General features: G+C 40.4%; 14 protein-coding genes. All 14 read right to left on the reverse strand.

What is annotated here, in order from left to right; genetic code table 11:
- Nucleotides 1-107: 107 nt before the first annotated feature.
- The 14 genes from asnS to mgsA all read right to left on the reverse strand — a co-directional run bounded on the left by asnS (nucleotide 108) and on the right by mgsA (nucleotide 14,748).
- Entirely contained in the window at nucleotides 108-1,403 is a 1,296-nt protein-coding gene (gene asnS / locus NCCP133_RS00475; protein ID WP_264803007.1) for an asparagine--tRNA ligase, read from the reverse strand.
- Nucleotides 1,404-1,550: 147 nt separating this feature from the next.
- Nucleotides 1,551-2,741, reverse strand: coding sequence for a pyridoxal phosphate-dependent aminotransferase (locus NCCP133_RS00480; RefSeq protein WP_309298022.1), 1,191 nt, complete (start codon nucleotides 2,739-2,741; stop codon nucleotides 1,551-1,553).
- Between the two features lie 51 nt (nucleotides 2,742-2,792).
- Nucleotides 2,793-3,266, reverse strand: coding sequence for a cell wall elongation regulator TseB-like domain-containing protein (locus NCCP133_RS00485; RefSeq protein WP_264803008.1), 474 nt, complete (start codon nucleotides 3,264-3,266; stop codon nucleotides 2,793-2,795).
- Between the two features lie 16 nt (nucleotides 3,267-3,282).
- Complete coding sequence (locus NCCP133_RS00490; RefSeq protein ID WP_009332715.1) at nucleotides 3,283-3,453, reverse strand: YpmA family protein; 171 nt, start codon at nucleotides 3,451-3,453, stop codon at nucleotides 3,283-3,285.
- 256 nt (nucleotides 3,454-3,709) lie between these two features.
- Nucleotides 3,710-4,561, reverse strand: a complete 852-nt coding sequence (locus NCCP133_RS00495; RefSeq protein WP_264803009.1) for an ATP-dependent DNA helicase — start codon at nucleotides 4,559-4,561, stop codon at nucleotides 3,710-3,712.
- A 400-nt stretch (nucleotides 4,562-4,961) separates the two neighbouring features.
- A complete protein-coding gene (gene dinG / locus NCCP133_RS00500; RefSeq protein ID WP_264803010.1) occupies nucleotides 4,962-7,766 on the reverse strand; it encodes an ATP-dependent DNA helicase DinG in 2,805 nt (934 codons plus the stop codon).
- 185 nt (nucleotides 7,767-7,951) lie between these two features.
- Nucleotides 7,952-8,335, reverse strand: a complete 384-nt coding sequence (gene panD, locus NCCP133_RS00505; protein ID WP_264803011.1) for an aspartate 1-decarboxylase — start codon at nucleotides 8,333-8,335, stop codon at nucleotides 7,952-7,954.
- Between the two features lie 22 nt (nucleotides 8,336-8,357).
- Entirely contained in the window at nucleotides 8,358-9,206 is an 849-nt protein-coding gene (panC, locus tag NCCP133_RS00510) for a pantoate--beta-alanine ligase (RefSeq protein WP_264803012.1), read from the reverse strand.
- Nucleotides 9,203-10,039, reverse strand: coding sequence for a 3-methyl-2-oxobutanoate hydroxymethyltransferase (gene panB / locus NCCP133_RS00515; protein ID WP_264803013.1), 837 nt, complete (start codon nucleotides 10,037-10,039; stop codon nucleotides 9,203-9,205). Before panB ends, panC begins: the two co-directional genes overlap by 4 nt.
- A gap of 278 nt (nucleotides 10,040-10,317) precedes the next feature.
- On the reverse strand, nucleotides 10,318-11,301 hold the full coding sequence (locus NCCP133_RS00520; RefSeq protein WP_264803014.1) for a biotin--[acetyl-CoA-carboxylase] ligase: 984 nt from the start codon (nucleotides 11,299-11,301) through the stop codon (nucleotides 10,318-10,320).
- Nucleotides 11,286-12,485, reverse strand: coding sequence for a CCA tRNA nucleotidyltransferase (locus NCCP133_RS00525; RefSeq protein ID WP_264803015.1), 1,200 nt, complete (start codon nucleotides 12,483-12,485; stop codon nucleotides 11,286-11,288). Before NCCP133_RS00525 ends, NCCP133_RS00520 begins: the two co-directional genes overlap by 16 nt.
- On the reverse strand, nucleotides 12,478-13,623 hold the full coding sequence (gene bshA / locus NCCP133_RS00530; RefSeq protein ID WP_264803016.1) for an N-acetyl-alpha-D-glucosaminyl L-malate synthase BshA: 1,146 nt from the start codon (nucleotides 13,621-13,623) through the stop codon (nucleotides 12,478-12,480). Before bshA ends, NCCP133_RS00525 begins: the two co-directional genes overlap by 8 nt.
- Nucleotides 13,620-14,336, reverse strand: coding sequence for a bacillithiol biosynthesis deacetylase BshB1 (bshB1, locus tag NCCP133_RS00535; protein ID WP_264803017.1), 717 nt, complete (start codon nucleotides 14,334-14,336; stop codon nucleotides 13,620-13,622). The genes bshA and bshB1 overlap by 4 nt, the downstream gene beginning before the upstream one ends.
- Nucleotides 14,326-14,748 carry a methylglyoxal synthase gene (gene mgsA / locus NCCP133_RS00540; protein ID WP_264803018.1) on the reverse strand — a complete coding sequence of 141 codons (423 nt, stop codon included), beginning with the start codon at nucleotides 14,746-14,748 and terminating at the stop codon, nucleotides 14,326-14,328. The genes bshB1 and mgsA overlap by 11 nt, the downstream gene beginning before the upstream one ends.
- Nucleotides 14,749-14,760 lie beyond the last annotated feature (12 nt).

Here is a 14,760-nt window from a genome sequence, read left to right on the forward strand (position 1 = left end):
GAACAGCCTTATATGTTTGTTTCAATATTAAAATTACAAGAAGCAAAAAATCCGCGGAAGGCGGATTTTTCGCTTTAGCCATTATTTATTTGTTTTTACAGCTGTTCTTATGGATATAAACGATTAAGCAAACGAGGGAACGGAATTGTTTCACGAACATGCTCAACTCCGCTGATCCAAGCAACCGTTCTTTCTAGCCCAAGGCCAAATCCAGAATGCGGTACTGAGCCGTATTGTCGCAGTTCAAGATACCATTTGTATGCATCCATATCTAAATTATGCTCTTCAATTCGCTTCTTGAGGAGCTCATAATCATGTATACGCTCAGACCCACCAATAATTTCTCCATATCCTTCTGGAGCAATCAAATCGGCACAAAGTACAACATCTTCCCTAGTTGGATCAGGTTGCATATAGAATGGCTTCAATGAAGTCGGATAGTGTGTGATAAAGACTGGTTTTTCATAGCTTTCCGCAATAGCTGTCTCATGCGGTGCACCGAAATCATCGCCCCATTGGATATCAGCAAAGCCTTTTTCCTGCAGGAACTTAATCGCCTCATCATAAGTAATGCGCGGGAATGGTACTGTAATCTTTTCAAGGTTTTCTGTTTCACGGCCGAGTGTTTTAAGTTCGATTGGGCAGTTCTTTAGTACAGATTGAACAATATGAGCAACATATTCTTCCTGGACTTTAAGGTTATCATCAAATTCACAGAAAGCCATTTCAGGCTCAATCATCCAGAATTCAATCAAATGACGTCGGGTTTTTGATTTTTCAGCACGAAATGTCGGTCCGAAAGAAAATACTTTTCCGAGTGCCATTGCTGCAGCTTCCATATAAAGCTGACCGCTTTGCGATAAATAGGCATCTTCATCAAAATACTTTGTCGCAAAAAGCTCTGAAGTTCCTTCAGGTGCACTTCCCGTCAAAATTGGAGGATCGACTTTTGAGAATCCTTCCTCGTTGAAAAATTCATAAGTTGCACGTATGATTTCATTTCTTATTTTCATTACCGCATGCTGGCGGCGGGAGCGCAGCCATAAATGGCGGTTATCCATTAAGAACTCCGTGCCGTGTTCTTTAGGGGTAATTGGGTAGTCGACTGCATGATGAATAACTTCCATACCCATCACCAGCAGTTCATAGCCGAAAGGTGAACGTTCATCCTTTTGAACCTTCCCGGTTACATATACGGACGATTCCTGTGTAACTGATTTCGCACTTTGAAATGCTTTTTCAGGGACTTCTGCTTTCACTACAACCCCTTGGATAAAGCCTGTCCCATCCCGAAGCTGCAAAAACGCGATCTTTCCGCTCGAACGCTTATTGGCAATCCAAGCTCCAATCGTAACTTCTTGGTCAACATATTTGTAAACTTGAGATATTGTTGTTTTTGTCAATTTATGTTCCCTCCAAAAAATCAAAGCAATTACTCCTTATGTACCGCTATCTATTATACCTTCATGCCAATTGACAATCAATAATATAGAAGTTTATACAGATATCACGGAAGAAGGCCGGATGTCATCCGGCTTTCCTGACAAATATCACTTCATGTTCTTTTTTACAAATTTATGCATGCGATCAACAGCCTTTTCAAGTAAATCAAGAGAAGTTGCATACGATAAACGGATATTTTGCGGCGACCCAAATCCTGAGCCAGGAATTACAGCTACCATTGCTTCTTCCAACAATGCTTTAGCAAAATCATCCACATTTACAAATCTTGTCATCTCGGCAGCCTTTTGCACATTCGGGAACAAGTAAAATGCTCCCTGGGGTTTAATACAACTAAAACCCGGAATCTGGATTAATTTATCGTAAATAATATTTAAACGATGCTCAAATGCTTCGCGCATTTCATTCAGCATATCCTGAGAGCCCGTATATGCAGCAATAGATCCAAATTGCGCAGTAGTAGTCGGGTTGGATGTGCTATGACTGGCAAGATTGGTCATCGCTTTAATTATTTCTTTATTTCCTGCAGCATAGCCAATTCTCCACCCAGTCATTGAGTGTGATTTTGAGACTCCATTGATGATAATGGTTTGCTCTTTCAGTTCAGGAGAAAGCTCTGCAATGGAAGTATGTTTATGCCCGCCGTAAACCAGCTTTTCATAGATCTCATCAGAAATAATTAAAACATTATGTTTTAAGCAGACATCTCCAAGTACCTTTAATTCATCTGGCGAATAAAGCATTCCTGTCGGATTGCTTGGTGAGTTAATGATAACTGCTTTTGTTTTATCGGTAATGCTGCTTGCAAGCTGTTCAGGAGTAATTTTATATTCATTTTCCTCTTTTCCCTCAGCATATACCGGAACACCGCCTGCAAGTTTAACCTGTTCGGGATAGCTGACCCAGTATGGAATAGGAATGATGACTTCATCCCCTTCATTAAGGAGCACTTGGAAAAGAGTATACAAGCCATGCTTTGCTCCGCTTGTGACAATAATTTCAGATAGGTTGTATTCCAAGCCTTGATCTTTTTGGAACTTGGCTGCAATTGCTTTCTTTAAAGCTGGAAGGCCTGCAGAAGGGGTATATTTCGTATGACCTTCATTCATGGATTGGACTGCAGCGTCAATGATGTGCTGAGGCGTATTAAAATCTGGTTCCCCTGCTCCTAAACCGATGACATCATGTCCCTGAGATTTTAGTTCCTTTGCTTTAGCAGTAATTGCAAGGGTTGTTGATGGTGTTAATGCTTTAACTCTTTGAGCCAGTTGAATCTCCATTGTGCTTCCTCCCGTTTTCTCCTGCTCTCCAAGACTTGTTGAGCCTTAGTCTTACAGGTTCTCAATTTTTTTTAGCCATTCTCCCGTTTTAAAATCTATATAATAATAATTTATTAAATCGCCTTTGGAACGATAATGAATTTCCCATAATGGAATATTTTTCTCCATCCCCAGGCGTACTGACATAATTTCAGCAGGATTTTTTTCCTGCGTAAGTCTGTTGATCGCTTCCTGACTTGAGATCCCTTCTGATTGTTTTTGGGTAACTATTTTTCCTGTCTTCTCCGGAACCCACACAAAAATCTTTGTCCCTTCCGAATCCTGTCCCTCAATTACATAATAGGTTTCTGTCCCATGATATAAATGGAAGTCTTCAACAACAGCAAGATCTGTTTGCTTTCGCGCAAGTTCCAAAGCTTTTTCTTCTGCCGCATTTACCGGCTTCATGCTGTTAAAGTAAATGATGGTGCCTGCACCAATCCCAATGACGAGTAAAATAATGATGGCTATTAATGCTTTTCTCATTTATCAGTCTCTCTTTTTATGTACGGTAGATGGTAAAAATCGCTTTATTTTGATCTTCCTGATCAAGCGCCAAACCAAACATTAGGTCTTTTTCCTTCAAGGTTCTGTTTAGTGCATCAACAATTTTATACAGATCCGGGCTTTGCTGAATCTTAACTGTAGATAAAACTTCAATTTTGCTTTCCAATCTGGAATTCCTCCTCAGCCTCTACAATATTTGTTACTTATATACCTTATCATTTAGGTTAAAATAAACTTACAAAGAAATACACAATAACAGTATAACAGCAGAGATGTTTCCTTGTATGTTCAATAATAAAATTTTTCTTCTGGTCCACCACGTCAGGCTGCGCTATAAGCGCAGCTTTCTTCATTTAATCCGAAATGTCTTCACGAATTTTCCTGCAGGAGAAGTTATTGAAGGCTCTTGTCCATGACACTCTTTATTTCAATTCGTCTTCCTGGAAAATTGTAATGACTTCATAGTTAATATCAGTGAATTTAATGGTGACTGTACCATGTTTCCTTGTATAATATACATCAACCCACGCTTCATTTAACAGTCTGAATAAATCAGAATTAGGTTTTACGGATGACTTATGGAATAAAATAGCAATCTGTGGATCCATATGTTTTATCATATCTTCAGAAACAGACTCTTCTCTTCCAAACGCTGGCAGCTTCACAATATTGACATTGGATAAATCTTTTTTCATAAACACATTTTTAGCTTTCTCACTTAAGGAATTCATAAAAAAGACCCGATGTCTTGCAAATGTTAAAGATAAATCCATTCCATCTCCTGTATTCATCCCTTCATAAAGGACTTCAGCATGCAATCCAGGCAGAAGCAGCTGTTTAGTATTCCGGGCCCAAATGTGGATATTGACATCACTTAAATCCATTTTTCCATTTTTCAAATGGGAGGCTATAGACTCTCCTGCTATAACTTGATTAATGTTATATTCTTTTATCAGCCAGGCAAGGCTGGAGTCATTATACAATTCTTCATCGGTCAGAATAACCGTCGATATTTTGTTTGTTCTATATAGCTGCAGAAGTTTTTTTAATTCAGGCTCAGTCCCGATTCCGCCAGTGTTTATAAGAATGTTCTTATTACTTCCATGGTGGATCAAGGAAGCTTCTCCATCTGATAGAGAAAAAAAAGTGACAGCAAGCTCATCGTTTTTTAACTTTAAATCAATGCTTTCCACCTTTACTGGAACTGCAGGAGAGTCTTTTGGTATGTAGTACCAATTTGTAAACAACAGGATAAAGGCGAACATCACTTTCATCTATTCATTCCTCCTACCAACAAAAGCGTATGGGTAAACCCTTCCACTATGTTAGTCGCTCCTTGGATAAAGGGAAACTTCAATCAGAAGCGCTTTTCCTCACTGATTGTTAGTTGAAACAATCGGGTCTTACGGGCAGTTGGACTCCCGCTTATTCTCCTTCGTTATCTCTGAGTATTAAAGAGGGAAGCTTACTGACCGTTAAACTGCGATAAAATAAATTCCCAACAAATATATAATGTGTTATTTATGCAAATTTATCCTGTTTTAAAGCCTTATACATATTGTTACAAGAGAGGAGGACACGAAAGAGTGCAGTTTGTTTAGGGCAAAAAAAAGCGCTTCCCTCTGCCTCATAATTCAATGTAGACTGTATAGTTTCTGCTGTCATATGAATTTTTTATAACCAAGTATAAATTAAATCGACAATATCATCAATATTTCCTTTTTGGACCGGGACAGGTGGTATGGAATCCAGAAATGCCTTCCCATATTTCGTTGTAACTATTCTGCGGTCAAAGACCACGATGAGTCCCTTATCTGAGCTAGTCCGTATTAACCTGCCCACCCCCTGTTTAAAGCGGATTACCGCCTCAGGCAATGAGTTTGCGGAAAAAGGATTTCTTCCTTCACTTTTGATTTGCTCATTTTTTGCCTGTACCATGGGTTCGTCTGGAGGAGAGAAAGGCAGCCTGACAATTACTAGGCAGGAAAGGTCTTCTCCCGGAATATCCACACCCTCCCAGAAGCTGCTTGTCCCCAACAGGATGGCTTTGTCAAATCGCTGAAAATTTCTTGTAAGCCTTGAACGGCTGCCGCTTGTTACACCTTGGGCAATTACAGCATAATCCTCAAGAAAGCCTGATTCTTTTATTAGTTCATATGTTCTCCTAAGCATCTCATGAGAAGTGAAAAGAATCAGCATCCTGCCTTTTGTTGCTTCCCCAATGGATATAATATGCTCCGAGATGGAAGCAACATATTCCTCCAGCGGAACGGCATTAACTTCTGGAAGGTCATTGGGGATCACCAGTTTGACCTGTTCCTGATAATTGAAAGGCGATGATATTTGTTGAACGATGCAATGCTGTTCTTCAAGGCCAAGCTCATTAAGAATAAAATGAAATGAATCTTTTACAGACAATGTTGCCGAAGTAATCACAGCACTTTCTTTTTTACTGAAAAATTGCTCCTTTAAGTACTCTGATACATTTACAGGCTGGGAATAGACAGTTGTGGCATTTTGTGCAGAACGAGTATCCATCTCAATCCAAACAACCAATTGAGATGATGTCGTTTGAAAAATATATTTTATGTTCTCATTTAACCCTTTTAAATCATTCAATATGGAAGCCACCTCCTCCATAAGGGCCTTCTCCTCAAGTGTTAAAGCTTCTTTAATTTTAGCCATCATCCCTACTCGGTTATCAATGCCTTTTATTAAATCTTTAAGCAAAAAACCAAACCGCTCTGCACTAACCAATACCGCTCTTGACTCTTTATCATTCGTTCCATTGAAAAAGCGCACAGTTAAGCGATTCATGCCTTTCTTGGCTATCGAATGCTTTTTCGCATAAATACCAATAACTTTAAATAGTTCATCCATTTCATGCAAAATTTCTGAAATCAGCTGATTTAACTCAAAAGAGTGAATGGAATGGTCTACATTTTCAGCTTTCTCCTCTGCCAGTTTTTCAAGCTTATGAAAGAGCTGCTTTTGTTCGAAGAGCCCAATCTGGCCAAGAAGCAGGCGAACGGTCAAATAATCAAGCTTTTGGCCAAAATGCTTTCCAGATGCTTTTACAAAATGATGACCTTCATCTATAACTACATGGCTGAAATCAGGCAAGAAAGAACTAGGTGCCACCAAATCAGTTAGCAGCATGGAATGGTTGGTAATAATAATATCCGCACTTTGTGCAGCCTTCCTTGCTCTTAGGTAAAAGTCCCTCGAAATCCATGAACGATCATGCAGAAACACGGTATCGTCATTCTTAATTTTATTCCAGAAAATCCTGCCGCCGCTAGACAAGTTTAGTTCATCACTATCACCGGTATCCGTATCAAGCAGCCAAACAAGTATCTGCATTTTGCTGAGGATTGTATCATAATTATCTACTTCATCATCCCTTAAGGTTTGGGCGAATTTTGCCATGCTTATATAATGGCTTCTTCCCTTTAGCAAAGCTGCTTTAACAGGAAATGGCAGCATCCTTTTCAGAAGCGGCATGTCCTTTGTCAAAAGCTGTTCCTGCAGCTGGGTTGTATATGTACTAATAACGACTGTCTGGCCGCTTTCATTTGCATGAATGGCGGAAGGTACAAGGTAAGCAATTGATTTCCCTACACCTGTTCCCGCCTCTATTAATGCATGTTTGCTATCTTTGAATGCCGCATATACAGAATCCATCATGTTAAACTGGCCATGCCTAATCTCATAGGAAGAAAAAGCTTTGATGAACATCTTCTGCTTGTCCTCAACCCCATAAGGATAATCGATGACGGCTGAAACTTCTTGAGCTTTTGGTATTTTTTCCTTTTTCAAGGCAATTCCTTTATGTATTTCAAGATAATCAGGCAAATACTCAATTTTGCTTTCTTTTAACGAAATGAGTTCATCAAATAGAATATCAAGGTCGCTTTTTAAGCCGCCAGATAGCTTATGAAGCTGTTCAAGCGTATTAAGCGGAAGATTTTTAAGCTTATTTAAAAGAATCAGCAATAGTTCTGCAGTCACATATGCATCACTATCTGCCTGGTGAGGACGTTCATGATTAAGCCCTTCCCGAATGGCGAGATCTGACAATTTGAAGCTATCCGAAGTAGGTAAAAGGATTCGGGCAAGTTCAACAGTGTCAATGACAGGTCCATAAAATCCATTATACCCTGACTCCAATAACTCCTCCTGTAAAAATGACAAATCAAATAAAACATTATGAGCTACAAAAAAAGCTCCATCCAGCAAGGTCAGCACCTTTGGAGCTATTACAGAAAAGAGAGGGGCATCCTCCACCATATCATCGGATAACCCTGTCAATTCCTCAATAAAAGGAGAAATTGGCTGTTCCGGATTCAAAAGTGATGAGTATTCCTCCGTGATTTTTCCGTTTTCGATCACCACAGCGGCAAATTGTATAATTTTATCGCCCTTCTTTGGAGCGTTTCCAGTCGTTTCTAAATCAACAACCACATATTTATTACCCATGGCATACACCTCTACATTCAGTCATTCAAACGGTATCACAAAAACGGAAAAAGAAAAAGGCAAATAACTTTCATCTTATTATTTTTCTTCCACATGGATGATGCCCTTATTCATGCAAGCTTCACAGCCAAGTAAAAAGTGCTGAACCTGTACGTTAAAGGTCAGCACTTTTTACTAAGGTCACATTATAGAATTGTGCTCGCCGGCTCTGCATGGATCATATCAACTATACGATTGCTGCTGTCCATAATGGCAACTTTCGGTTCGTGGTAAGGCACCTTTTCATCCGGAACCAATCCATATGAGATGATAATGACAATGTCTCCTTCCTGAACAAGGCGGGCTGCTGCACCATTTACACAAATAACGCCACTACCTCTTTCGCCAGGAATAATATATGTTTCAAAGCGTGCTCCGTTATTATTATTCACGATTTGTACCTTTTCATTGGGTGCCATTCCTACTGCTTCAATGATATCGGTATCTATCGTGATGCTTCCTACATAATTCAAATTTGCTTCCGTTACAGTTGCACGATGGATCTTACCATTCATCATGGTCCGAAACATGCTGCTTCCCCCTTTAGCTATCCTATTTTAGCTTAATGATCATATTGTCTATTAGCCTTGCTTTTGAGAATTGAACTGCAAGAGCGATGATTATATTCCCTTCAAGGAGATTCGGTTGTTTAAGCTCCGGATAGGAGAGAATTTCTATATAATCGATAACACCGCTTGTGTTTTTTTTAATATGATCCATCATTTTTGCAATCACAATTTGAGGGTTTGTTTCCCCTCCTGAAACCATAGATTCTGCGATTTTAAGGCTTTGGTGAAGCGATGGAGCCTGCAGACGTTCTGCAGGAAGCAGATTTATATTTCTTGAGCTTTTTGCCAGACCATCTTGTTCCCTGACCGTTGTGACAGGAACAATTTCCACCGGAATATTAAAATCTTTTACAAGACCATCGACCACTGCCACCTGCTGAGCATCTTTCATTCCAAAATACACTTTGTCAGGCTGCACAATATTGAAAAGCTTTATAAGAACCGTTGCAACTCCATCAAAGTGTCCTGGCCTGCACTTTCCGCATAAAACATCTGTCCGGTCGTGTATTTTTGCAGTTACCGAAAGCGAATCCGGATACATTTCATCTGCTGAAGGATAGAATATAAAGTCATTTCCTTCATTCTCAGCCAGCTGGCTGTCACGTTCAAAGTCTTTTGGATATGTGGCCAGATCCTCTTTAGGACCAAATTGAAGAGGATTAACAAAAATACTTAGTACAGTAACATCATTTTCTTTTCTGGCAGCCTTCAATAAAGAAAGATGGCCATCATGCAAATAGCCCATGGTAGGTACAAACCCTATTGTTTTTCCTTCCCTTTTAAGCTGTAAAGCAATTTTTTGCATCTCCCTCACATTTGTAATCGTTCTCATCGCTGGCCTCCATACAAGCTAAGAAGCTCTTCTTCTTTCATCGTGAAAGAATACACATCTTCAGGGAATGTCCCATTCTTCACTTCCGCACAATATGCTGCCAGGCTGTCCTGGATAGCTGGGTTTAAGTTTTGATATTGTTTTACAAATTTAGGAACACGTTCAACCCCGTAACCCAGCACATCATGATAAACAAGAACCTGTCCATCTGTATCTCTGCCGGCCCCTATCCCGATTGTTGGAATTGTTAATTCCTGAGAAATCCGTTTCGCTAGCTGTTTAGGAACACATTCGAGGACAACCGCAAACGCGCCCGCTCTTTCACATTCCTTGGCATCTTCTATTAACTTTCGGGCAGCTTCAGCATTTTTCCCCTGAACCTTATAACCTCCTAAAACTCCTACAGATTGAGGAGTTAAGCCTAGATGGGCAACTACAGGTATACCCGCTCTCGTTAATGCCTTAATATGCTCAGCAACTTCATCTCCGCCTTCAAGTTTAACAGCATGTGCGCCTGTTTCCTGAATAATTCTTGCTCCATTCAGTAGTGTATCTTTTACGGATAAGTGATAGCTCATAAACGGCATATCTATAACAATGAATGTGTTTTTTGCCCCTCTTTTGACTGCCCTGCCGTGATGGATCATGTCCTCCATTGTGACAGGTACTGTTGAATCATAGCCTAACACGACCATCCCCAAAGAGTCCCCGACAAGAATCATATCCACTAGTGCATTCTCCGCCTGGCCTGCAGCCGGATAATCATAAGCAGTGAGCATCACAATTTTTTCCTCATTTTCTTTCATCTTTAGGAAATCAGTAGTTTGCTTCATCTTTCTTCCTCCTTATTTAGGAAGAGGAGTAAACTTCACCAATGAGTATTAAAAATAAATCAAGGCTTACAGCCGCAGAAAAATCCTTCTGTAGGCAGAAGGATTCTGTAATAGCTCATTATAGTAGTTCATCCCTCTGTCCCGGTCCATTTTGGATCTAGGCAGATATCTATTTGTTTTGGTTGATATAAAAAGGTGCAGTTCTTTTAAGGATACTGCCCAAAAAAAGTATATCAAAAAGGAGAAAGTATTGGCTATATAAAATTTCTGGCGGGTTTTCAGGAATCTAGCTCAATGTCTGCAGAATAGACATGATGTATTTTACCGCTGCTGTCTTCTATCATCAGGACCCCATCATCCGTAATTCCGAGAGCCTTTCCATAGATGCTTCCCGTAATGGTTCTGGCAGTGAGGTTCTTGCCAATGCTGACAGCGTAGCTTTCCCATAGAAGCTTAATAGGATAAAACCCTTTGTCCAGATAAAGCTTATATAGGTTCTCCAATTTCCCAAGAATGATTTTTATCAATTCAGCCCTTGATAGTTTCTCCCCTTTTTCAATTGATAAAGAAGTGGCAATATTTTTAAGTTCATCTGGATAGTCGTCCAGCTGCTGATTCACATTGATTCCAATTCCTATAATGATTGAAATGATCCGATCTGCATCCGCCTGCAGCTCAGTAAGGATCCCTGTTACTTTCTTGCCATTCATTAATATATCATTCGGCCATTTTATCTGCGGTGTCAACTCAGTAAGATCTTCAATCGCCTGCACAACAGCCACTGCTGTAATAAGGGTAAGCTGCGGCGCCATTGGCGGCGGAATATTCGGCCTTAAAATAACACTCATCCAAACTCCAGTCGACTTTGGGGAGTACCATCTCCGATCCATTCTTCCCCTGCCTGAGACCTGTTCTTCAGCAATCACAACAGTCCCCTCCGCTGCGCCTTCATAGGCTAGACGATGAGCAATTTTCTGTGTGGAATCAACACTCTCTTCGTGTTGTATATGCCGTCCAAGTGTTTTGGTTTTCAATCCCAGCCTGATTTCATCTGCAGTCACTTTTTCAGGGGTTTTTGTAATTCGATAGCCTTTCCTTCTTACAGCTTGCAACTCAAAGCCTTCCTTTCTCAGCTCTTCAATATGCTTCCATACAGCGGTTCTTGAACACCCAATCAGGTCTGCCAAATACTGGCCTGATAGATATTCTTCTTTGCTATTCGTAAAGGCATCAATCATTTTTTTCCTTATTTCCAATTGCACTTCATGAGCCACTCCCTTATGGATTCATTGCTATTTTTAATATCGCCCTTCAGTACGGCACTTTCCGCTTTTTCCAATTCTTCTTTGATCCATGGACCAGGAGGCTTTCCATACCAGCTCATCAGATCATTTCCAGTAAGCTGAAGTTCGCTTCTATCCTTTATTGGCAAAGAACTATAAAGCTTAAGCAGGCTGTCTGCATGTCTGTTTATGTCTATATGCTTCAGTGCATTGAATATCCGCTCAGCACTAAGTGCAGATTCCCTTCCTGCCTGATAAATCGAATTGGCACCCCACTCATTTTTCGATCGATAGTGTATCCATTTTAAAATCGACAATAGCCGTCTAGTTTTCTTAACAGGCAATTTCCAGCTTTTATAAAACAACTCCGCATTTGGCTCGTCCACCCCAAAGAGACAAGCAAGGAGTCCCCACATTTCCTCTTCGGTAAGCCCATCTGCTTTATACTCCGGTAAACTGCTTAGTTCTTTCCTGTAAGAAGACATTTTTGGAAGGTACTTATATAGTTCTGTTTCACCAATAATTCTTAGAGCCATCATTCGGTTCCTGCCCGCCAGCAGTTTTTTGAATTCTGCCAGTTTGCGCTCCACAGCAATTTTTTCAAGCAAATGGGCCATCAATGAAAGAGCCCTATATGTGTTTTTTTCAATTCCAAACGATAGCTGGCTATAAAAGCGTACAGCCCTCATCATTCTCAGAGCATCCTCCGAAAATCTGTCTTCAGGGTTCCCGACTGTCCTGATTACTTTTAGTTGAATATCCTTTTTTCCATTAAAAGGATCAATGAGCCTTCCTTTTCTATCCATTGCAATGGCGTTCATTGTAAAGTCTCTTCTCTTCAGATCTTCTTCCAGAGATCTGATAAATTGGACTTCCGATGGTCTTCTATAATCTAAATATTCAGCTTCTGTCCTATAAGTTGTGACTTCATACGGAGTGCCATTAAACAGAACCACAACCGTACCATGCTCTATTCCTACATCAAGAGTCTTTGAAAAAATGGACTTCAGTTCCTCTGGGTTAGCCGATGTGGCAATATCCACATCGGCAATCTCTTTCTCGAGGAGAAAATCCCTGACTGAACCTCCTACAAAATAAGCCTCAAAACCGGCGGCTTCAATTTTTTCCAAAACGGGACCAGCCTTAAGAAATACTTTATTCATCCCGATCACCGTTCCCTAAAAGATCATAATAGAACTCTTCATATTGGGTAACAATTCGATCAGCTTTAAACACATCTTTTGCCAGCGATATGGCTTGTGCAGAAAAGCTTAAGTGGAGGTCTGCATCCTTTAGAAGCCTTACAGCTTTTTGGGAGATTTCATCAATATCCCCTAGCCTGCAAATATATCCAGTCTCTCCATCGGCAATCACTTCAGGAATTCCACCTACATTTGTTCCAATGCAAGGAACCCCGCAAGCCATTGCTTCTAAAGCAACTAGCCCAAAGCTTTCTTTTTCAGAGAGCAGCAGCATAAGGTCACTGATGCTATATAATTCCTCCAAGTTATCCTGCTTTCCAAGAAATAAGACTTTGTTCTTAAGATTAAGATCATTGACAAGCTTGCAGATAACGGTGATCTCCGGTCCGTCACCAACTAGGAGCAGCTTTGCAGGAACTTCTTCTGCTATTTTTGCGAACGAATTCACAACATCCGGCACTCTTTTAACGCTGCGAAAATTCGAAACATGGATTAACACTTTCTCATCAGGGGCTATGCCATATTCCTTTTTAAGATATGCTGAATCGGTTTTCTGATAAACCCTTTCATCTATAAAGTTATACACCGTTTTTATTGGCTTATCAGGCTTTATTAGATCGTAGGTCTGAGCAATTAAGGCATTGGAAACAGCCGTAACACCATCAGACTTTTCGATGCCGAATCTGATGGCATCTGTAAGGGACGGATCGTATCCAAGCACAGTAATATCCGTTCCATGAAGAGTAGTGACAACTTTAATATCCATCCCGCTCATCTGTTTCGCTAATATAGCACATACAGCATGAGGAATGGCATAATGGACATGTACCAGGTCCAGCTTCTCCCTCTTAATTACTTCTGCCATTTTACTTGCAAGGGCAATATCATATGGAGCATATTGAAAAACGGAGTATTGATTTACATCAACCTGATGATAAAAGATATTATGATACATCCTTTTTAGACGAAAAGGAAGGCTTGAGGATATAAAGTGAATCTCATGCCCTTTTTCAGCAAGCATTTTCCCTAATTCGGTTGCAACAACACCGGAGCCGCCTACAGTTGGATAACAGGTAATTCCGATCTTCAGCTTCTTCATAAGCCTTCACCAAATAAATCTCGATTCAAAAGAAGCGGCTTGTTTACTTTAAATCCCTCTGCGTATTGAACCCCTGCCTGTTTTCCGAAAAGGCCTTCCCTAGCCTGGACAATTCCAATATACCCATTTACCAATGGGGTTTCAAAAGAATCTGCGCTTCGTGTAAATTGGCTTTTATAGGCCTCAAGGCTTGCTGTCTTTTGATTCATGAAGGAAGAAATATCAATCAGAAAGTCTGGTTGATGGAAACCATTTATCATATAAAAATACATATTTTCCACCTTATAGGGCGTATAGCGGTTTTCCGTTTCAAACTTTTTTATTCCTGCTGAAAAAACCGCCTCTTCTACTAGACGGGCACAGTTGCCATGATCAGGATGCCTATCCTCGAAATAAGGGGCAAAAACGAGAGCAGGCCGATATTTACGGATCAATTCAGCGATTTTGGCTATGTATTCAGATTTATAATATAAACCCCTGTCAGGCAAATCAAGGGTCTCTCTGCAGCTTACTCCCAAAAGTTCCGCTGCTTTCCTTGCTTCTTCTTTGCGTATTTCGACCGTTCCATTAGAGGATAGTTCAGCCTTAGTCAAGTCGCAAATCCCAATTTTTTTCCCTTTTGATGCATACTTGGCAATCGTACCGCCCATGCCGATTTCAACATCATCAGCATGGGCGCCAAACGCCAGAATATCCAAAGTATTACTGTTCATTCATGTCACCTTTTTCTTCGCTTGCAATTTTTCTCCAGGAAAGATCTCCCCGCTCAAGCCCTTTGATAATAATCTCGGCTGTCCCCATATTTGTTGCTAATGGAACAGCATATACGTCACACAGGCGAACGAGCGCGGAAACGTCCGGCTCATGCGACTGAACTGTCAGCGGATCTCTAAAGAAAAACACAACATCAATCTTATTATTGGCAATTAGCGCTCCGATTTCTTGATCGCCTCCAAGAGGGCCTGACTGGAAACGATGAATTTTTAGTCCTGTTTCCTTCATGATTCGGGAACCGGTCGTTCCGGTTGCAAACATAGAATGCTCGTTGAGAATGGACTTATATGCTAAGGCGAAGCGCACTATATCATCTTTTTTCTTATCGTGAGCAATTAGCGCAATATTCACAATTAACCTCCT

The organism is Cytobacillus sp. NCCP-133, from assembly GCF_026011715.1.
GTDB lineage: Bacteria > Bacillota > Bacilli > Bacillales > Cytobacillaceae > Cytobacillus.

Bases quoted from the DNA above. Each gene is read 5' to 3' on its own strand.
- bshB1 (WP_264803017.1), bottom strand. From the start codon at position 14,336: ATGAACAGTAATACTTTGGATATTCTGGCGTTTGGCGCCCATGCTGAT.
- NCCP133_RS00525 (WP_264803015.1), bottom strand. From the start codon at position 12,485: ATGAATAAAGTATTTCTTAAGGCTGGTCCCGTTTTGGAAAAAATTGAA.
- panC (WP_264803012.1), bottom strand. From the start codon at position 9,206: ATGAGAACGATTACAAATGTGAGGGAGATGCAAAAAATTGCTTTACAG.
- bshA (WP_264803016.1), bottom strand. From the start codon at position 13,623: ATGAAGAAGCTGAAGATCGGAATTACCTGTTATCCAACTGTAGGCGGC.
- panD (WP_264803011.1), bottom strand. From the start codon at position 8,335: ATGTTTCGGACCATGATGAATGGTAAGATCCATCGTGCAACTGTAACG.
- dinG (WP_264803010.1), bottom strand. From the start codon at position 7,766: ATGGGTAATAAATATGTGGTTGTTGATTTAGAAACGACTGGAAACGCT.
- NCCP133_RS00480 (WP_309298022.1), bottom strand. From the start codon at position 2,741: ATGGAGATTCAACTGGCTCAAAGAGTTAAAGCATTAACACCATCAACA.
- panB (WP_264803013.1), bottom strand. From the start codon at position 10,039: ATGAAGCAAACTACTGATTTCCTAAAGATGAAAGAAAATGAGGAAAAA.
- NCCP133_RS00495 (WP_264803009.1), bottom strand. From the start codon at position 4,561: ATGAAAGTGATGTTCGCCTTTATCCTGTTGTTTACAAATTGGTACTAC.
- NCCP133_RS00485 (WP_264803008.1), bottom strand. From the start codon at position 3,266: ATGAGAAAAGCATTAATAGCCATCATTATTTTACTCGTCATTGGGATT.